This window comes from Sphingobium herbicidovorans, assembly GCF_002080435.1.
In the GTDB taxonomy this organism is placed as follows: domain Bacteria; phylum Pseudomonadota; class Alphaproteobacteria; order Sphingomonadales; family Sphingomonadaceae; genus Sphingobium; species Sphingobium herbicidovorans.
The window spans coordinates 336857-354953 of the sequence record NZ_CP020539.1; the positions used below are offsets into that span (position 1 = coordinate 336857).

At 61.7% G+C, this 18097-nt stretch carries 17 protein-coding genes and 1 pseudogene; 8 read left to right on the top strand and 10 right to left on the bottom strand.

Annotated features, from left to right (window positions below):
• Positions 1-11 precede the first annotated feature (11 nt).
• Positions 12-665, bottom strand: a pseudogene (locus B6S01_RS16210) (glutathione S-transferase family protein).
• A 139-nt stretch (positions 666-804) separates the two neighbouring features.
• A complete protein-coding gene (locus B6S01_RS16215; protein ID WP_037468060.1) occupies positions 805-1338 on the bottom strand; it encodes a hemerythrin domain-containing protein in 534 nt (177 codons plus the stop codon).
• A 379-nt stretch (positions 1339-1717) separates the two neighbouring features.
• Between B6S01_RS16215 and B6S01_RS16220 the strand changes: the two genes are divergently transcribed.
• The 3 genes from B6S01_RS16220 (at position 1718) to B6S01_RS16230 (ending at position 4472) form a co-directional block, all read left to right on the top strand.
• Positions 1718-2239, top strand: coding sequence for a CC0125/CC1285 family lipoprotein (locus tag B6S01_RS16220; protein ID WP_094182666.1), 522 nt, complete (start codon positions 1718-1720; stop codon positions 2237-2239).
• Positions 2240-2448: 209 nt separating this feature from the next.
• Positions 2449-3573, top strand: a complete 1125-nt coding sequence (locus tag B6S01_RS16225; protein WP_051908482.1) for a Gfo/Idh/MocA family protein — start codon at positions 2449-2451, stop codon at positions 3571-3573.
• Positions 3570-4472: a hypothetical protein gene (locus B6S01_RS16230; protein WP_051908480.1), complete on the top strand. Its 903-nt coding sequence runs from the start codon at positions 3570-3572 to the stop codon at positions 4470-4472. The genes B6S01_RS16225 and B6S01_RS16230 overlap by 4 nt, the downstream gene beginning before the upstream one ends.
• 101 nt (positions 4473-4573) lie before the next feature.
• Here the strand turns inward: B6S01_RS16230 and B6S01_RS16235 are convergent, their stop codons facing one another.
• From B6S01_RS16235 to B6S01_RS16245, 3 genes are all read right to left on the bottom strand, one after another.
• Positions 4574-5131 (bottom strand): EthD domain-containing protein, encoded by a 558-nt coding sequence (locus B6S01_RS16235; RefSeq protein ID WP_234810817.1) that lies wholly within the window; start codon positions 5129-5131, stop codon positions 4574-4576.
• 182 nt (positions 5132-5313) lie between these two features.
• Positions 5314-6075 (bottom strand): SDR family NAD(P)-dependent oxidoreductase, encoded by a 762-nt coding sequence (locus B6S01_RS16240; RefSeq protein ID WP_037468055.1) that lies wholly within the window; start codon positions 6073-6075, stop codon positions 5314-5316.
• A gap of 45 nt (positions 6076-6120) precedes the next feature.
• Positions 6121-6885 (bottom strand): SDR family oxidoreductase, encoded by a 765-nt coding sequence (locus B6S01_RS16245; protein ID WP_037468052.1) that lies wholly within the window; start codon positions 6883-6885, stop codon positions 6121-6123.
• A gap of 99 nt (positions 6886-6984) precedes the next feature.
• Between B6S01_RS16245 and B6S01_RS16250 the strand changes: the two genes are divergently transcribed.
• A complete protein-coding gene (locus tag B6S01_RS16250; protein ID WP_051908478.1) occupies positions 6985-7875 on the top strand; it encodes a helix-turn-helix domain-containing protein in 891 nt (296 codons plus the stop codon).
• A gap of 38 nt (positions 7876-7913) precedes the next feature.
• Here B6S01_RS16250 and B6S01_RS16255 read toward each other — a convergent pair whose 3' ends face one another.
• From B6S01_RS16255 to B6S01_RS16265, 3 genes are read right to left on the bottom strand one after another with little or no spacing between them, the layout of a single operon-like run.
• Positions 7914-8861 carry a haloalkane dehalogenase gene (locus tag B6S01_RS16255; RefSeq protein ID WP_231568062.1) on the bottom strand — a complete coding sequence of 316 codons (948 nt, stop codon included), beginning with the start codon at positions 8859-8861 and terminating at the stop codon, positions 7914-7916.
• Positions 8858-10033: a sulfotransferase family protein gene (locus tag B6S01_RS16260; RefSeq protein ID WP_037468051.1), complete on the bottom strand. Its 1176-nt coding sequence runs from the start codon at positions 10031-10033 to the stop codon at positions 8858-8860. Before B6S01_RS16260 ends, B6S01_RS16255 begins: the two co-directional genes overlap by 4 nt.
• A gap of 38 nt (positions 10034-10071) precedes the next feature.
• Positions 10072-10836 (bottom strand): SDR family NAD(P)-dependent oxidoreductase, encoded by a 765-nt coding sequence (locus B6S01_RS16265; RefSeq protein WP_037468049.1) that lies wholly within the window; start codon positions 10834-10836, stop codon positions 10072-10074.
• 125 nt (positions 10837-10961) lie between these two features.
• Here B6S01_RS16265 and B6S01_RS16270 point away from each other — a divergent pair, with 125 nt between their 5' ends.
• Both B6S01_RS16270 and B6S01_RS21935 read left to right on the top strand, forming a co-directional pair.
• Positions 10962-11432 carry a nuclear transport factor 2 family protein gene (locus B6S01_RS16270; RefSeq protein WP_037468047.1) on the top strand — a complete coding sequence of 157 codons (471 nt, stop codon included), beginning with the start codon at positions 10962-10964 and terminating at the stop codon, positions 11430-11432.
• Between the two features lie 126 nt (positions 11433-11558).
• Positions 11559-12230, top strand: a complete 672-nt coding sequence (locus B6S01_RS21935; RefSeq protein WP_051908477.1) for a TetR/AcrR family transcriptional regulator — start codon at positions 11559-11561, stop codon at positions 12228-12230.
• Positions 12231-12264: 34 nt separating this feature from the next.
• Here the strand turns inward: B6S01_RS21935 and B6S01_RS16280 are convergent, their stop codons facing one another.
• Both B6S01_RS16280 and B6S01_RS16285 read right to left on the bottom strand, forming a co-directional pair.
• Positions 12265-13266: a cyclase family protein gene (locus B6S01_RS16280; protein WP_037468045.1), complete on the bottom strand. Its 1002-nt coding sequence runs from the start codon at positions 13264-13266 to the stop codon at positions 12265-12267.
• 42 nt (positions 13267-13308) lie between these two features.
• Positions 13309-14268, bottom strand: a complete 960-nt coding sequence (locus B6S01_RS16285; protein WP_197053233.1) for an NAD-dependent epimerase/dehydratase family protein — start codon at positions 14266-14268, stop codon at positions 13309-13311.
• Positions 14269-14604: 336 nt separating this feature from the next.
• Between B6S01_RS16285 and B6S01_RS16290 the strand changes: the two genes are divergently transcribed.
• Positions 14605-15390, top strand: coding sequence for an SDR family oxidoreductase (locus tag B6S01_RS16290; RefSeq protein ID WP_037468295.1), 786 nt, complete (start codon positions 14605-14607; stop codon positions 15388-15390).
• 105 nt (positions 15391-15495) lie between these two features.
• Positions 15496-18081 carry a TonB-dependent receptor gene (locus B6S01_RS16295; RefSeq protein WP_037468042.1) on the top strand — a complete coding sequence of 862 codons (2586 nt, stop codon included), beginning with the start codon at positions 15496-15498 and terminating at the stop codon, positions 18079-18081.
• Positions 18082-18097 lie beyond the last annotated feature (16 nt).

Genomic DNA, 18097 nt, shown 5'->3' on the forward strand with positions numbered 1-18097 from the left:
AACGCCGCCGATCAGCCCGTCTGCTGGGTGCGCGTGAAAACCGCCAGTTGATCGGCGAAGGCGCGCTGGTAAGCAGGCCGTGCTTCGCCGCGCGCGATATAGGCGGCGAGGTTCGGGTAGCGCTCCAGCAAGCCCGTCCCGGCCAGCCTGCGCAGCACGGTCACCATCAGCAGATCGCCGGCGCTGAATGCGCCATCCAGCCAGTCACTGTCCCCCAGATGATCGGATAGCTCGATCAGCCTGCGATCCACCCGCTCGTCCAGCATCGGCATGCGCGCTTCATACCAGCTTTTGTCGCGCTCCAGATATTTAGGCATCTCGCGCTCGACGATGGGCTACTCGACGGTGTTGAGCGCCGCGAACATCCAGCTGATGGCTCGCGCGCGTGCGATGGCATCCAGCGGCAGAAGGCCCCCGTGCCGCTCCGCGATGTGGAGTATGATCGCCCCGGATTCGAACAGGATGAGATCGCCCTCCTGATAGGCCGGGATCTGGCCGAAAGGGTGTAGCGTCCGGTAGGCAGGTTGTTTGAGCTGCTCGAAAGACAGCAGCCGTACTTCATATGGCTGGCCCGCTTCCTCAAGCGCCCAGCGTACGCGCATGTCACGCGCCAGACCACGACCGCGGTCGGGAGACTGCTTGAACGCGGTGATCGTGATGGTCATCGTTTCCGGTTCCGGGACGGTTGCGCCGACTAAAAGCGAAACTAATCCCATGGCCGGTGAATGTCTAACGACAGTCCGGCGCAATGAGCGGACGGCGAGCGCCGGCCACATCGGGTCGTGACCGGCGCTGGCGCCTGCATTACAGTCCGCTGTCGTAGCGCGACATTTCCTCGCGATAGCGCGCCGTCATTCGGTCCTGATCCGGGGCAGGCAATTCTTCCTTCAGGTGGAGGAAGCGATCATTTTCCTCTTCATAGACATGATGGGCGACAGCTCCGCGAATATGTTCCAGTTTTTCGCGCCAGTCCTGGCTGAGAGGATCAAGCGTTTCGAGCAGCGCCAACTCCACCTTGGCCGCCTGCTGTTCTTCATAGGCCATGGCCATGTGCGTTTTGTGGCCGCTGGACAATTGCGGGTAGATTACCGCTTCCTCGGCGCTGGAATGCCCGGTCAGCAGGGCAGCGAGTTTGCGCTGCGCCTGCGTGCGGCTTTGCGCATCGGTGGCGGCCTGCGCCTGTGCGAAGGCCGCTTCGATCTGCTCATGATGGTGCAGTATCTGGTCCAGCCAGTCTCCGGGCGCGGCCGCTGCGCGGGCTCTTTGCCGGGCCTTTACCCGGTCCTGTTCGCTTTCGGGCGGCGTGACGGCTGCAACGATCCTGTCGAGTACGGACATGACATGCTCCTTTGCTGATCTGGTCTGCCCATGCCGGTGGACACGGGCCAGGCAAGTCAGCAATCGCCGCAAGGTCCTGAGGGTTCCCGGTCCCGCTTTCAAAGCGAACGGCCACTAACCCAGATTGCAAAACAACCCGCGCGACCGCCATGAATCGCCAATGGCCCCCGCAGTCAGGAACAAATGATTACGGCGCCGCTTCTTACCATGTGAGATGGAATTGAGGCGGCCTGTCGATGTTGTCCTTCATCCCCTTGTAAATCTGTTCGATCCGGGCAGCTGGCGATTGGCGCTGGCTGGATATGTCGCGCCCTCTCATTGGAAAAAGGAGACCATGGCAATGACCGCAGGAAGAGGATGGACATTGGCAGGAGCCTGCATGCTTGCGCTCACGGCATGTACGACGGCTACCCCCTACCAGCCGTTGAGCCAAGGACGGACGGCGAGCGGCGGCTATTATGACGAGCAGGTGGAAGCCAACCGTTTCAGGGTGACCTTCGCCGGAAACAGCATGACTTCGCGCGACACTGTCGAACGCTATCTGCTGTATCGCGCGGCTGAACTGACCCGCCAGCGGGGCTATGACTGGTTCGTGATGGCCGACCGTGGGACAGAGCGGAAAAGTCGGACCTATGTGGATCGCCCCTTTGGCCCCGGCCTGTACGGCTATTGGGGTCCGTCGTGGCGCTATTATGGGCGCGGCTTTGGCTGGCGTAGCTGGGACCCATTCTGGGGCGACCCGTTCTGGGGCAGCAATATCGATGTGCGTACTGTCGATAGATACGAGGCGTCGGCCGAAATCGTCATGGGGCGCGGTCCCAAGCCTGCCAACGATATCCGCGCGTTCGATGCCGCGGATGTCCTCGCAAATCTGGGGCCGAACATAGCGCGTCCGACCTAGGGCATTTTGGCAGAGGGAGGCACATCTGCCGGGCTGGAAAAGCGTTGTGCCGGCGGATGAGGTGCCGCACTATCGAGACAAGGTTCCCGTTGCGAACGGCGCCCAAGGGTGCCTGACGGAAATGCGGCGTGAGAAAAAGATGACAGATTTTTAGGAGTGGAAGTGCCGATCTTGGACGATCACAGCGCAATCAGACGTAGCGATTTCCAATGGTGATCCGCGTGGGAATGGTCGGTGCGAACCCGGATTATGGCTGGGGATCGGGCGTCCATCGCCGGGTGATTGAGCGGTTGCCCGGCTTTACCCTGCATGGGGTATGCACCACGCGTGAGGAAAGTGCCCGCAAGGCGGCCGAGAAATTCAACGCGCCGCTGTGGTTCACCGATCATGAGTCGCTGGCGCGCCATCCCGATATCGATCTGGTGGCGATCTGCGTGAAAGTCCCGCATCACTATGCGATTGCAAAGGCTGCGCTAGACGCAGGCAAGCATGTCTATTGCGAATGGCCGCTGGCGATCAGCATCGATGAGGCGGATGAACTGGCGGCACTGGCAAAGGCGCGGGGCGTTAAGGCGATGATCGGCCTGCACTTGCGCGGATCGCCGGTAATGCGTCAGGCGGCGCAGCTGGTCGCGCAAAGGCATGTCGGTTCGGTATTTAGTGTCACGCTGCACGCCCGTATCTTTGGGCCGGTCATGCGCGCCATGGCCACACGGGCGGGTGGAACCACCTTGCTTTCCATTTATGGCGGACATCTGATCGACGCGCTTGACCATCATTTCGGCCCGATCGAGGAAATCGGCATGCGGGGCGCCATCCGTCTGCCGCCAGTCGACGAGACTGGCGCGCCGGTTGCGCGTGATGCCTACGACCATCTGATGTTCCAGGGGACGTTACGGGGCGGCGCGATGTTTCAAATTGACCTGGCGGGCGTCTCCATGACGGGCATGGGATGCAACTGGCGGATAGACGGCAGCGACGGCGCGTTGCGGCTGTCCACGCGTGATCCCAGCCTTCCTGCGGTCGAATCGCTGGTGCTGCATGGCGCGACAGGCGGCGGGCCGTTCGAGCCGATTGGGGTTTCCGCCGATCTGGAATGTGCCGCTATTCCTGCTGCGCCTGACCGTTACAGCGCCTATCCTGGCAGTCCCGCGTCGCGTGAGGCGCTGTCGTCGATCGGCAACCTTTATGCCGAATTGGGGGAAGCCATCCGCAGCGGCGGACCGGTGGAACCGGACTTCCATCGCGCCGCCGCGATCCAGCGGCGGATCGCCCAACTGGACGCGGCGAGCGTCCCTGCTTCATCCGCCCCCATTGCCGGAGTTGTCCCATGAAAGCCCAAACCGAAAGTCTGAACCCGGATGTGAACAGCGAAGAGATCACATCGGGCAGCCCGATTTTCTATCTGAACGGGCGCCGCAAAGTCAGGACCGAGAGCAGCGTGCTGGTAAGCTCGTCCCGCTGGCTGAACGATGCGCGGGTGCGGGAATGGATTTCCACCGAAAGTCTGCGGCGCAACGGCCATGATTATCCGCTGCTCTATGGTTTGCCGACATTGATGCAGGCTGTGGACGAGGTGCGCGACGTCGAGCAGGCCGAAGAACTGGTCGCGCAAGAGCGCAGGCGTAATCCCGACTTCGACCGATGGCTGAACGAAGGATTTGTATCGACCTATACGAAAGAGGATCTTCGCGCCTATCCCGAAGATTCGGTCGGTCGCCGCCTGTTCGACTATATGGACGAATTCGATCTGTCGCCGGAGCTGAATTCACGGCTTCTGGACAACCCGGACTGGAAGCCAGCCAATACGCTGGATTACTGGAATCTGCGCATGGGGCAGACCCATGACTGTTATCATATCCTGGGCGAAATCGGATTTGGGTCGGTCGCGGAATATTTCATCACCGGCGTAGTCACGGGCAATGTGTTCCGCCATCTCGGCCCGGAATTGGCGGGCGCGCTGATGACGACGAACACACTGATCATGTTCCCTTGGATGACCCGGACGATGCTGCATTATCCCGGCGCCTGGCCGAACCTGTGGCGCAACCTGTCCTACGGTTATGAGGTGGGCCAGCAGTCGGACATGCTGTTTACCGCGCAGTTTGAAAAGATCATGCACCTGTCGCCCGCCGATGCGCGCGGGGCGCTGGGCTGGCGCGGGCACAGGGACGGCGTGGACAGCACCGACGCGTCGCTGATCTTTGGCGAAGGCCGGGAAATCATACCCTGAACGCCGGGCTTAGCGGGCTACCAGGCTGCGCCATGCTGAAACGGTGTCAGCATGGCGCGGTATGTATCGGGCTTTTTCGCGTAAGGGCGGGCGCTCGTCCGTTACTTTGCATCCAGATGCGCGAAGTCGAACTGGCTGGTCGGGATGATGTCGATGCGCGAGAAATCAATGAAACCCGCGCAGCTTTCGGCCATGGCCTTGGTATTTTGAGCGAATTTCTCATCATTGCCCACGGCGTCGAAGAACACCGGGGCGTCGGTCATCGCCTCCAGCGGGAAGCATTCTTCCACGAAGGCGTCATAGGCGGGAGCGTCAGGTGTCAGCGCCCGTACGACGACATTCTGGACATATTCAAAATTGGCCTGGGTATCGATGGCGACGCGCGTGTGGTGGCTGTGCCAATGCGCCACGGCATCGTCCCAGCTCATGTCCGGACGGAAGGAAATGAAGCTGGCCTGCGACCAGCCCCAGGTCCGCGATCCGGCCTGTGGCACATGATCCTTGTTGGGGATGATGGTCGATTCCGCGACCAGCCATGCGGCGAAGCGGCTGCTATGTTCGGCCAGCACGCCGTCGATCTGCCCGCGAAAGTAGGCGTTGGAGGATGGTAGCCAGAATTGAACCGCCGCATCCTGTTGCGGTTGCTGCCATGTCTGCACAAGTCCTGCGGCCGGCTCTACGGTTGCGTCGCGCAGGTTCAGCCTTATGCCGGTTGCGCCTGCCGCCCTTAGCGCGGGGGGAGCGAGGCCTTCAACCGCTCTGCATAATCGGCGCGGCTTTCACCCTCTGGCGCCCACAGGGCGCAGATCAGCTTTTCCATGATCGTCTCTCCAACACTATGTCAGTCGAAATTGGCCTGTCCGCCGTCGAGCGGGATGGTGGCCCCGGTGAGATAGGACAGGTCCGATCCGCACAGCGCAACGATGGCGCGGCCGATATCCTCTTCCAATCGACCGATGCGATCGAGGGGAATTGTGCGGAAAAATGCCGCCGCTTCATCGGGATTATTTTCGAACCACATTTTAAGGCCAGGCGATTCGGCATGCGGCGCGATGGTGAGCACGCGGATATTCTGCCGCCCCCATTCCGCAGCGCCCGCGCGGGTCAGAACGCGCGTCGCCTGCTTGATCGCGCCGTAGCAGCCATAACCCGCCATGTCCCAACGGATGCCGGCCGATGAGGCGAAGTTGAATATCGTGCCGCCGCCGCGCGCAGCCATATGCGGGCGCACCATCTTCATCAGGCGAAAGGAGGCGAGCGGGCCGGATTCAAAGCCTGCCATAAAGGCTTCGTCGGTCACATCATCCAGCAGGCCGAGCGGGACTTCCTGAGCGTTGTTGACGAGGATATCGACGCCGCCAAGGTCGCGCACAGCCGTATCGACCGCAGCGGCCAGATCGTCGGCCGACTTGACATTGCATGCGACGGCGACGGCGCGCGCGCCACGTTCCTTCACAAGGCGCGCGGTTTCCTGCACCTTGTCCAGCGTGCGGCCCGCCAGCAGCAGATCGACGCCTTCGCTGGCCAGCGCCAGCGCAACGCCCTGGCCAATGCCTTGTCCTGCCCCCGTGATAAGGGCAACCTTGTCTTTAAGAGCGGTCATCGCTCTTCCTTTCCATTCATTGTCAGATAGTTCTGGTGGCGGTTTTCAGAAATTCTCAGGCCGCAATATTGCGTCGCTTCCGCCGTCGATGAAGATGATCTGGCCGACCAGATAGTGATTTTCCATGCCCAGCAGGAAGTCGATCAGTTCGGCAACCTCGCCAGGTTCGGCATAATTTTTTACAGCCATCGGATTGGATTGCTTCATCAGCTCAACCATTTCCGGCTGGTCGAACAGGGGCCGCGTCATCGGTGTATTGATCACGCCCGGTCCGATGCCGTTCAACAGGATGCCTTCGCCGCCCCATTCCGGTTGCACGGCGGCGCGACGCAGCCAGAGGGACAGGGCATTTTTCGACGTGGAATAGGCATTGCCCTGTTCAGCCAGCATTGCCTCCCGCGCGCCAGCTTCGTCGCCGGAGAGGCAGAGTTCCACAACCTTGCGGTTCGAGGGAAGCAGTGCGGCGGTAGAGCAGATGGCGACCGCGCGCGGCCTGGCCGATTTCGCCAGTAGTGGCCGCAGACCTTCAAGCGTCGCCACCGCGCCGAAGAAATTGATGCCGATGGTTTGGGCCTCCATCCCTGGCCGCGAGATGCCTGCACCAGCCAGCACACCGTCTATGCCATCGGGGGCCAGGCGCGTCACCTGCGCCACCATTTCAGTGCGCCCGTCCACGGTGTCCAGATCGGCGTCGATATCCGAATTGCGCAGATCGACACCGATGACCCGGTGGCCGCCGCGCTCCAGCCTCTCGCGGGCAGCTGCGCCGATTCCCGACGCGGCGCCTGTCACGACTATGGTTCTGGTCATGCAGCACTCTCCATTTTGCTTTGTTGCGTTGTTGATGACAGTTTTTTCTGCGCATAGCCAGTGCTTGTTCTCGTCCGCGCATCATATTATCGTTGCCGCATGGCGCAGCAGGCTTTGATTGATCCGCAAGGCGAGGCAGGGCATCAGGTGGCCGGTCGATGGACGGTGCTGGCCGTCGCGGTTAGCAGCGCCGCACGTGTCGAGTTGCGCCGTTACGAACTGCCAAGCCCCAATGAGATGTGGGAACTGGACGACGCGCCGATCCTGTCGATCGTGATGCCGCGCGCCGAGGGAACGCAGGGTGAAATCATGTTCGATCTGGGCGACCGGCGGCGGCACAAGGTTGGCCGCCTGCTGCTGCGGCCAGGCGGCATCGCCATGCATTCGCGTGGCGATGGCGGCATGCTTGACATATTGACATGCCGCTTTGATCCGGTGCGTTTTGCGGCGGCCACAGGCTTGTCCGACTGGGATTCGCATCGCTTGAGCTGCTGTGCATCCATCAATTCGCCGATGCTGATGACGTTGGCCGAACGATTGAAGCAGGAGACGGTGGCGCCCGAATTTGGATCGGACATGGCGGTCGAGGCGCTGGTAGAGTTGCTGATGGTCGAACTGGCCCGGCTGTTCGGGCGACTGCGGCAGCGCGACGCGGGACAGGGCGGACTTGCTCCATGGCAACTGGCCCGGATCGACGAGGTCTTGCGCGCCACCGACGGGGTCTGGCCCACGACGCAAGCGCTGGCCAATCTGTGCGGCATCAGCCGGTCGCACCTGTCGCGGTCCTTCGCGGCGACAACGGGGGTCGCGCTGTCTGATCATGCGGCGGCGATCCGGCTGGAGCGCGCGCAGGACATGATCCGGGGCGGCTTGCTGCCCATGAACCGTATTGCTGAAACGCTGGGCTTTGCCACGGCGAGCGCGTTCAGCGCCGCATTCCGCCGTGCCACAGGGCTAACACCCCGCGCGTTTCGTCAGAGCTTCCATTAAGCGCCGCCATCGAGCCGCCGACCTCCGGCGAGATCGAGTCAGCGATTGGCGTTGAGGAAAGCGATCAGCACCTGCGCAAGCGCCGCGCCCTGATCCTCTTGCACGAAATGCCCGCCGCCCTGGATGCGCGCATGGGGCTGTCCCTTTGCGCCGGGTATGCGGCGCTGGAAAACATCTTCCCACGCGATTGTGGCCGGATCCTGATCGCTGAATGCGGTGAGGAATGGCTTGTCCCAGCTTTCCAGGAAGCGCCAGGCGGCCCGGTTTGCCTCAAGTCCCTCGGCCCCTTCGGCGATCGGGATGCCGCATGTGATCTGCAACATGCCCTTCTTGTAGGACGCATCGGGGAATGGGGCCGCGTAGGCGGCGAGTACCTGTTCTGGAACGTCGGTGACGCAGGACCGCCCGACAAGCAGGTTCAGCGGCAAGTCCTCGCTGGTGCGGCAGGTTTCCACCCAGTTCGCGATTGCTTCGCCCGGCCAGTCGGGCACGCCGAGCGGCGGTGGATCGCAATTTTGCAGCAAGGTGTTGGTGGCCAGGATCGCGGCGAAACGATCCGGGCGTTCCGCGACCACGCGAAGCCCAATGGGCCCGCCCCAGTCCTGGCAGACGAGGGTGATGCCTTGCAAATCAAGCGTATCGACGAACGATCGCATCCATTGGACAAAGCGGTCAAAGCCATAATCGCTGCGGCTGGCAGGCTTGTCCGACCTGCCGAAGCCGATCATGTCGGGCGCGATCACCCGATAGCCTGCGGCGACGACCGGCCCTATCACGTGCCGGTAGAGATAGCTCCAGGTAGGATTGCCATGCAGCATGAGGACGATGGGAGCATGAGCGTCGCCTTCATCCACATAATGCATGCGCAATGGCCCAAGGCGCGGGTCTGCGATCTCTACATAATGGGGCGCGAAGTCGTAGCCCGGCAGCCCTGCGAAACAAGCATCGGGCGTTCGTAATATACCGGGCCGTATTTCCGACGTCACAGGATGTAACGCTCGCGATAGGTAGAGAATTCGCGCTTGATCGCTTCTTCGTCGAGTCCGAAGCGTTCCAGCGAATAGTCGTGCATCGGGCGCTGCTCCCGCTTGTTCCCCGCGAGAAATTCGGCCAGCACTTCTTCCAGCTGCGCATTCATGGGGATGCCCATGCGCGACAGGACGCGTTCGGCCTGGGCCATCGGCTCCTTGCCGACTTCGCGATAATCGATGTCGATGAAACGCTCTTCGCCGATCCGTTCCCGCGCGGCTTCGAACATGCGCATCCATTCGACCAGACGCGGGAACCAGAACGCGCCGACTTCCTCGTCGGACAGGGTGGCGCTCAGCTTATAGAGTGCAGCCTGCATCGATACGTAGGAGGGGACGGTCTGAAGCGGGTCGCGATGCGTCATGATGAGCAGCGCGTTGGGGAAAGCCTTGGCCGCGACCTCGGTATAGGGGAGGTTGGACGGGCTCTTCAATATCCACTTGCGGCCCTTGCGCGAGGGGTCCTGCCACTGGAGATATTTGAGGATGGTCTTCAAATCCTCATGCCCCTTCGACTGATCATAGCTGTTCAGCCAGCGGCTGAAGCTGGGCACATAGTTCATGCCCTCTATCATCGTGCTGACGAACATCTGGCCCAGCACCAGGATCTCCTCATCCGGAGCGTCGGGTTCGAGCGGATGGATGGACGCCAGTTCGGGCGAAAGCTGAAGCCAGCCGTCGATCATCGATTGGGCATAGGCCCGCCGCTCGACCGGATTGCCGCGTTCCTCGCCGGGGAAAGGCGCGAAATTCTGCGCCTCGTACCAGCGCAGGCCGGTCATGCCCGGCGCGCTGGCGAGCAGGCGCTGAAAAATGGTGCTGCCCGTGCGCGGCAGGCCGAGGATAATGCCCGCGACGTCCACCTGTTCGTCGAGGATTTCAGGGTGCTTCTTGATATCTTCGACCATGCGCAGGCGGCTGACGAGGCCCTTGACGACGACCTCGACCGTGCCTTCGCGCCCGGCCGGGGTCAGCCGTCCTTCGCGGTTCGACGCTTCGATGAAATGGTCCATCGGTTCGAGGAACCAGAGGTCGCCGAAATCGGTCAATCCCGCCCTCTCACGCGCCTGTTGCAGCAGTGCCTCGCGATCGAGGGGCTGGGTTTGGGTCTGATCGGGCTGGGTCGCCATGTTCGTCACTCTTGCTAAGATAAAATGTGGAAGTGGTGTCAGCCGGCCGTCTGGCCGCCATCGACGGAAAAGGCCACGCCCGTGACGCGCCGGGCTTCGGATGAGGCGAGGAAGGTGACCGCATCGGCGATGTCGTCCGGCGTCGCCATCGCGCCGCCATCGAGCCAGGATGCCGAGCGCATCACCATCTGCCAGTCGATATTTTCCGGCGGCGTCTGGTGCAGCATCGGCGTGTCGACGCCGCCGGGGCACACCGCGTTCACGCGCACGCCTTCCTTGGAAAATTCCAGCGCTAGTGCGCGGGTGAGACCCACAACGCCATGTTTGGAAGCGGTGTAGGCCGAATTATAGGGTACGCCGACCAGGCCTGCCGCCGACGCCATGTTGACGATGTTGCCGCGCCGTTCGATCAGATGGGGCATGGCTGCACGGCACATATGATAGACGCCGGTCAGGTTGACTGCCATCACGCGGTCCCACCGGCCACGATCGAGATCGGAAAAGCGACCGAAATCCAGGACGCCAGCAATGTTGCAGAGAATGTCTAGCCCGCCATGCTGGCCGACCGCATGATCGATGATGGCCTGGCACGATCCTTCGTCAGCGACATCGAGCGCCAGTGCCGATGCAGCAGGGCCGATCGCCTGCGCGGCTTCCTGCACTCCGTCGGTATTGCGGTCGCCGATGACGACCTTCGCGCCTTCCGCGGCGAATCTGTTTGCGACGGCTAGGCCGATGCCCGAAGCCGCGCCGGTCACTATCGCGATCTTGCCATTCAGCCGCACGTTCGCTCTCCAGCTCATATTCGTTCTACCGGTCGATGCTTGCGTCAGTTCGCTACGCATTTCAAGGATGGATAGAGCAAAAACTTGACAAGCGCGAATTTGATCGGCCCGTTAGGGTCTGTGCCATAAGAGGAGGATGTCTGATGCTTTCGCTTCAGGAAATTTCGGATCGGCTGGAGATTCAGGATCTTCTGTCCCGCTACAGCTACGCGATCGACGAACGGAACTGGGACGGGCTGGACGATGTGTTCACGCCGGACGCCGTCATCGATTACAGCGAGACTGGCGGGGCAAAGGGCAGCGTCGCGCAGATCAAGGCATGGTTGCCCGTCGCGATGGAGCGATTCCCCCTTTTCCAGCATATGGTCGCAACCACCAAGCTGGAGCTGGACGGCGACAGTGCACGCAGCCGCACGGTGTTGTTCAACCCGATGGTCTACAAGGGCGACGATGGGAAGGAGCAGGTGTTCTTCATCGGCCTCTGGTATCGGGACAAGCTGGTCCGCACGGCGGACGGCTGGCGGATCGCCGAGCGTTATGAAGAAATGGGCTATGCCCATAATGTGCCCGACATGCCGCCCATCCCGCCGGTAGGGGATATGAAGGCGCCCTGACCGCCCGGCGTCGCGCCCGATCCGCCTCTATCTGAACCCCGCGATATGTCCTATAGCCGGGCGCGAGCCATCGCGTGCGCGCGCTGGTTCATGATGTAATGCGCCGAGGGAGGGCTAAGCTGGCCAATGTACAGCAGTGAGGCACAGAAGATTGATGCGGGTGTGAAACGGCGGGTAGGCAGACCCAACGCCCGCGAGGCCGAGCTGAAGCACGAGGCCATGCTGGAAGCGGCGCTGGAGGAGTTTTCCCGGCACGGTTTTCACGGAGCATCGGTGCGCGCGATTGCCGAACGGGCGGGCGTATCGACGCGGACGCTGTATAACCGCTATCCCGACAAGGTCGCGCTGTTCGATGCCTGTCTCGAAATGTCCGCCGTCAAGCATCATTTCCCGACCGATCCGACAGGCACGCTGCATGAGCAGTTGGTTCGCTATGCCGTTCATATGAGCGGGCGGTTGAATCAAGACCGTCAAGTGCGGCTGGCCCGCGTCATCTTCCGCGAATGCACCAGCTTTCCGCAGCTGGAAAAAGTATCGAGGCGACAGTTCGAGCGATTTCAGCTGGAACCGGTGCAAACGATGTTGACCGCTCATGGCTTTAGTGCGGAACAGGCGCAGGAACTGGCGAGCTTCTACGTCACCATGTTATTTCGGCGGTGGCAGAACCGCGTCATTTATAATGAACGGGCGATGACGGCCGCACAGATCAAAGCCAATGCCGAAAGCGTTACGAGCCTGTTTCTGAACGGCGCATGCGCGATGATCCACGATGATGGCGGGGCGAAGTCCGCCTGCTGAACCATAAGGCGTAGCGTTCAGCGGATGGATGGGCCTACACCGTCGCGACTGGCGTTACCGGGGAACCCACGCTGCCCGGCAGGCGGAGGGGCGGGGCGGTGAGCAGGAAGGCGTGACGTTCTCGTTTGTGCAGCCAAACCGCCAGCCGTTCCAGATACCAAAGCTCGCCCAGGAAAATGCCCTGGCGGAAAAGGCACAGGTCGTGGATGGGCAGCCTGATCGGCGGCGGTTCGGGTGACAGGATAAGGTCGAGCGCTTCAATCGCGATATTGTCCGAACAGATAGCGACGATCCCGCTATCGATGATCCATTGCAACAGTCCTTCGTCGCGGCCATCGAGGGCGCAGCCCGCCGTCGCCAGCGGAGTGCCGTCGCCACGCGCTTCCCGGTCAAGGATCAGCCGGTCCACGCCAGTATAGAGCAGCAGGAAATCGCCGGTGCGCACTTCAACCCGTTGCGCGTCCATTGCCCGCAGGAGGTCATCGCGTGTAACGGCCCGGCTTTCGATGCCATAGGCGGCTTTCAGGTTGATCATGACGCCGCGGCCCTGCACGCCGGCGGTCGCCAGTGTTTCTATGCCCAGGGCACGGGCGCAGCTCTCGCCAGACGGACCATCGGCGCCGCTGACGTCATCGCCCGCGCGGAAGCCGTTATAATAGACCAGTTCCGCGATACCGTCCCCGTCCGCATCGAACGCCCGCCCCCGGTGGGCCAGCGAGTCCCATTGCGTCGAATGCTGGGTGTAGAGCAGCACGCGGTCGTCGCAGGTCGTTTCGTCCCCGCCGGGATCGCGGCGGTTGAACATGCCGCCTTCCTCATCGCAAGCTGCGCTCAGCCGTGGCGGATGGCGGAACGGCGCAAAGGGAATGGTCGGAACATTGAGTGGCAGGCTGAGCGTGAAGGCCACGCCCTCCCGCACCTCCGTCATCGCGGCGAGCCGCCGTTCCGGCGTCAGCAAGTTCATGCGGCCGATCTGGTCGTCTTCACCAAATTCGCCCCAGTTCGACCCTTCCGGCCTGTTCACCCAGCGTGGCATGCCCTTGGTTCCTCTCCATTTCCCATCGCCGACGGTGACTGTTCAGGTATCGGGCGACAAGGGCGCGTTTTCCGGTCGAACCCGGTCAGGATAAAGTTGCGCCAGAACACGGCGCAGCCCTTCGCGCCAGTGGACCCGGCACGGGCCGGTGATGGCCAGGCGGCGGCGATTGTCCACGCCTGAGCCAGGTTGCGCTCCGGGCGCCGGTGCGATTTCTATGCGGGCCGGAGCGTCAAGCAGCTCACCTGCGCAGGCCGCCATTTCCTGCACGCTTACCATATCGTCGCCAGCCCAGTTCACGATGGTTGCCGGGACACTGGCGGCATCCAGCAGCGGTGCGACCTGATCAAACATGTCGTCGTCATGGATGGGATTGTAGGGGCAGGGGTCTGAACGGGTGATCCATGGCCGGCCTTGCGCCACGGCTTGTGCAATCAACGTCGGGAGGCCGCCGCGCGGCCCATAGGAAGCCCCCATTCGCGCGACGGTGATGGGAATGCCGAATTCGCGGGCGCAATAGCGGGCCACCGCCTCCTGCGCGATCTTCGCCACGGAATAGGCGGCCATGCCCGGCAGCATCGCATCGCCCAGCGGATCGTCCTCGCAATAGGCATGGCTGGGGTCGGGATGCGGCTTGTACACCGCCACGGTCGACATGATCAGCGCCGCCTCGACCGTGCGGCAGTGGGAAAGCAGCAGCCCGGTCCCCTCGGCATTTATGCTGATCGCGCCATCATAGTCGTCGCCCTGGACGGTCGCCGCCAAATGCAGCAAATGCGTAAAATCGCGCGGCAAGCTGCTGAAGTCGGGCTTTGCGAGGTCGATCGCCAGGGTTCGGACGCCTGCCTCCTCGACCTCCCGGCGCTGTTCCGCATCGGTGAAACGGGCAATGCCCCACACCTCGTTGTCGCGGGCAAGCGCGCGGGCCATGGGGAAGGCGATTTGACCGGCGGGGCCGGTGATCAGGATTTTGCGTCCTTGCAAGATATTGGGTGCAGTCATGCCTTGATCAGTAGAAGCTGGAATGGCGGGAGCGATATTGTGAAGCGCATTTCTTCACATCCTCGAAAAAAGGCACGGGGTGACGCACGCGCCTTCAGCGCGACCGACTGCACCGTCCTGCGAACGGGAGGTGAAAAGTCGCAATATCTGCCTATGCGGAACAAAATTCGGTAGTTTCTACGAATTGCAGAACAAGAAAGTCATTTTAGTGATGGTTACCATATTGATCTCGTGACTTTCCTGCCCTATCCGGTCGCCAACAAGATAATATGCGGCACCTGGTCAGGCTTGATCCCTGGCCCCGTAGATACGTGCTGCCGACGTCAGGGAGGTTTTGTGCTGCTCAATAACAAGGTGGTGCTCGTAAGCGGGGTTGGCCCGGGAATGGGCCAGGCACTCGCAAGAATTGCCGCAGCCGAAGGCGCTTCCGTGATCCTGGCGGCGCGCAATCAATCTTTTCTGGAAGAAGTCCGGGCCGATATCGTCGCGAAAGGCGGAAAAGCGATCGCCATTGCGTGCGACGTCGCCGACGAAGATCAGTGTCAGGCCCTGGCCAAGGGTGCTGCTGAATGGGGCGGGCGAATAGACGGCCTGATCAACAGCGCTTATTATCATGGCGACTGGAGCGTCATTGAAAATAGCGACGCGGCGGACATGGCCAAGGCGTTCGACGTCAACTGCCTGGGCGCGTTGCGATTGAGCCGTGCCTGCATTCCCTATCTGCGCGATGGCGGGGCCGTGGTGAACGTATCGACCATGGCGACGGTGCGCCCCTTTGGCGGCGATCATGGCATGGAAATGGGATATGCGGTTGCAAAGGGCGCGCTCAACACGCTCAGCAAATATATGGCGGTCGATCTTGGCCGTTATGGCATCCGCGTCAACACCTGTCGCATGGGATGGATACACGGCGCTCCGGTAGAAGGGCACATCCAGGCGCAGGTAGAGGCGGGGCAGGCTCGCGAGGATGTGCTCGCGGGTATCACGCGCGATATTCCGATCGGCAAGATTCCGCCCGAGGACGATTGCGCGCGTGCAGTCCTGATGATGGTTTCCGACTATTCGCGTGTCGTCAGCGGTGCTTCGCTCGACGTCAATGGCGGACACTGGATGGCGCCCTGACGGGCGCTTTCCACACCTAGAATAATAAGATCACTTAACTGGAGAGGATTTTCCGGCGGCGGCAGCGATGCCGCACGCCAAGCTCAACGTGCAGGGAGAGTCCTAATGTCTTCTGAAATTCGCCGACGGCAGCGTTTGCCGCTTCTCGCCACCAGCATGATGGCCGGTGTCGCGGCTAATCTGTTCGCGCCCGCGGCACTGGCGCAGGCCGAAGCCCAGCCGCAGGCAGCAGCGCAGGATGGCGGCATCGCCGACATCATCGTCACGGCCAACCGCCGCCAGGAACGCAACCAGGACGTGCCGATCGCCATCACCGCTTTCTCGCCCGACCGGCTTGAGCAGCAGGGCATCGCCAAGGAGCAGGATCTGCAGGCGAGCGTGCCGTCGCTGGTCGTAGGTCCCAACGGCCAGGGTTCGCGTGACGCACAGTCCTTCACCATTCGCGGTCAGGGCGCAACTTTCCAGGCATCGCCGGGCGTCGTCGTTTACATGAACGAAGTCCCTTTGCCGGCGGGCATCACGCTTAGCCAGCAGGGTGGCCCTGGCAACTTCGTGGATCTTGAGAATCTGCAGGTCCTGTCCGGCCCGCAGGGTACGCTCTTCGGCCGGAACACGACCGGCGGCGCGGTTCTGCTGGTGCCAAAGAAGCCAACCAACAATTTCGGCGGCTGGATCAAGGGCGAGATCGGCAATTATGACCGCCGTTATATCGAAGGCGCGGTTAATATTCCGGTCATCGAAGACAAGCTGCTGGTTCGCGTCGTCGGCGCATTCCATGACCGCGACGGTTATACGCGCGATGTCGTGTGGAACAAGGATCGCGACGACGAGCATTGGTATTCGGGCCGCATCGGCATTACCTTCAAACCCACCGAGACCATCGAAAATTACACGATGATCTATGGTGCGAAGTCGAGCAACAATGGTGCGGGCTTTGTGCATAAGGGTTACAACATCGATGGCGCTGGTGGCCTGGCCCAATTGGGACTGTGCGCGAACGCCCCGGTTGCAGCAATCGGCCCGTTTTCATGTGATGTCTATCGTGCCGCTACGGCTCGAGCAGACGCACTTGGCCCCCGGCAGACCGCGCTCGGCGTCGATATCTTCTCGCGCACCAAGACCTGGGGCGTCACCAACACGACCGATTTCGAGCTGAGCGACGAACTGACGCTGCGCAACATCGTCAGCTTCCAGAAGCTGGAGCTGGATTATGCCTATGACAGCGATGGCACCGTCCTGCAGCAGCATGACGTCGATCCCAATCGTCTGCCCGCGCCGGGCCAGGTCGTGCTCCCCGGCACGAACATTCCGCTCACCTATTTCAACGAGAATGATCCGGGCTTCCCGCGCGATGATCTGAAGCAGTTCACGGAAGAATTGCAGTTGCAGGGTTCCACGCTGGACAAGCAACTGACCTACACCGTTGGCGGCTTCTATTATGACCAGCGGCCAAGCGGCACGCAGGCCGGCAGCGCGATCGTTTACTGCCCGGCATTCGCCACGGGGTCGGACCTCGATAACCCCGTGCCCTTGCCCGGGGGCGACGTCTCATGCCCCGGCAACTACAGCACCTATGGCACGACCCAGACGTCCAAGGCGCTCTATGCTCAGGCGACGTTTGACTTCGGGGCGGTATCACCTGCTCTGGAGAGCCTGCGTCTGACCGGTGGCTATCGTCACACCTGGGATAAGGTCCGCGGTTACTCCACGGCTTTCTTGCCCAATGCAGATGGGACCACTGCGACTTGTTCATCGACAGGCCTGTCAGTACCCATCGCGACCGCAGTGGCAGACTGCAACTATACGGCTGAACTGAACAGCAAGGCTTCGACCTGGCTGATCGGCCTCGACTACAAGGTGACGCGCGACGTGCTGCTGTTTGGCAAGGTCAGCCGCGGGTATAAGGCGGGCGGCTTCAATCAGCAGGCCGTATTCACCAATACCCGCACCTTCGAGCCGGAAACGGTCACATCCTATGAAGCTGGTTTCAAAGCTGACTTCCGCATTGCCGATGTGCCGTTCCGCCTGAATACCAGCGCCTATTTGCTGGATTACAAGGACATCCAGCGGGCCGGGGCCGACTTTAATCCGGGATCGGGCGCTGGTGGTGCGGTCGTCCGTAACGCGGACGCGCGGATCAAAGGTGTCGAAGTCGAAGCTTCGATGCAGCCCTTCCAGGGGCTGGAGATCGGCGGCAACTTCAGCCACACCGACGCGAAGTACAAGACTTATGAGTTTACGACCAACACCGGAGGCCTCGGCTGCAACGGCGGTGTGGCGCCCGGGGGGACGGTGGATCTAAGCTGCCTGCCCTTCCAGTATGTTTCGCCCTATATCTGGAGCATTCATGCCAATGCGACGGTGCCGGTTGGCGATGATATGGGTAAGCTGAACTTCTTCGTGAACTATTCGCATACCTCGCGTCAGTATACCGATCCAGGCAATGTGCCCTCGGTGCAGCCGGGCGCTTATCTGGAAGCGTTTGGTCTGCTCAACATGTCGCTCGACTGGAACGATGTTGCGCGCAGTGGCTTCGATGTTGGCCTGTTCGTCACCAACGCGACCAACAAGCTCTATCGGATCAGCAACACCAACGTCTTCCAGGGCGGTGGGCTGCTGTATCAATCGACCCTCTACGGCGAACCCCGCATGTACGGTCTGCGGTTGAAATATCGCTTCGGCGGAGAATGACAGGGAAGGGGCCGGG

Bases quoted from the DNA above. Each gene is read 5' to 3' on its own strand.
- B6S01_RS16215 (WP_037468060.1), bottom strand. From the start codon at position 1,338: ATGTCCGTACTCGACAGGATCGTTGCAGCCGTCACGCCGCCCGAAAGC.
- B6S01_RS16220 (WP_094182666.1), top strand. From the start codon at position 1,718: ATGCTTGCGCTCACGGCATGTACGACGGCTACCCCCTACCAGCCGTTG.
- B6S01_RS16225 (WP_051908482.1), top strand. From the start codon at position 2,449: ATGGTGATCCGCGTGGGAATGGTCGGTGCGAACCCGGATTATGGCTGG.
- B6S01_RS16230 (WP_051908480.1), top strand. From the start codon at position 3,570: ATGAAAGCCCAAACCGAAAGTCTGAACCCGGATGTGAACAGCGAAGAG.
- B6S01_RS16240 (WP_037468055.1), bottom strand. From the start codon at position 6,075: ATGACCGCTCTTAAAGACAAGGTTGCCCTTATCACGGGGGCAGGACAA.
- B6S01_RS16245 (WP_037468052.1), bottom strand. From the start codon at position 6,885: ATGACCAGAACCATAGTCGTGACAGGCGCCGCGTCGGGAATCGGCGCA.
- B6S01_RS16250 (WP_051908478.1), top strand. From the start codon at position 6,985: ATGGCGCAGCAGGCTTTGATTGATCCGCAAGGCGAGGCAGGGCATCAG.
- B6S01_RS16260 (WP_037468051.1), bottom strand. From the start codon at position 10,033: ATGGCGACCCAGCCCGATCAGACCCAAACCCAGCCCCTCGATCGCGAG.
- B6S01_RS16265 (WP_037468049.1), bottom strand. From the start codon at position 10,836: ATGAGCTGGAGAGCGAACGTGCGGCTGAATGGCAAGATCGCGATAGTG.
- B6S01_RS16270 (WP_037468047.1), top strand. From the start codon at position 10,962: ATGCTTTCGCTTCAGGAAATTTCGGATCGGCTGGAGATTCAGGATCTT.
- B6S01_RS21935 (WP_051908477.1), top strand. From the start codon at position 11,559: ATGTACAGCAGTGAGGCACAGAAGATTGATGCGGGTGTGAAACGGCGG.
- B6S01_RS16280 (WP_037468045.1), bottom strand. From the start codon at position 13,266: ATGCCACGCTGGGTGAACAGGCCGGAAGGGTCGAACTGGGGCGAATTT.
- B6S01_RS16285 (WP_197053233.1), bottom strand. From the start codon at position 14,268: ATGACTGCACCCAATATCTTGCAAGGACGCAAAATCCTGATCACCGGC.
- B6S01_RS16295 (WP_037468042.1), top strand. From the start codon at position 15,496: ATGTCTTCTGAAATTCGCCGACGGCAGCGTTTGCCGCTTCTCGCCACC.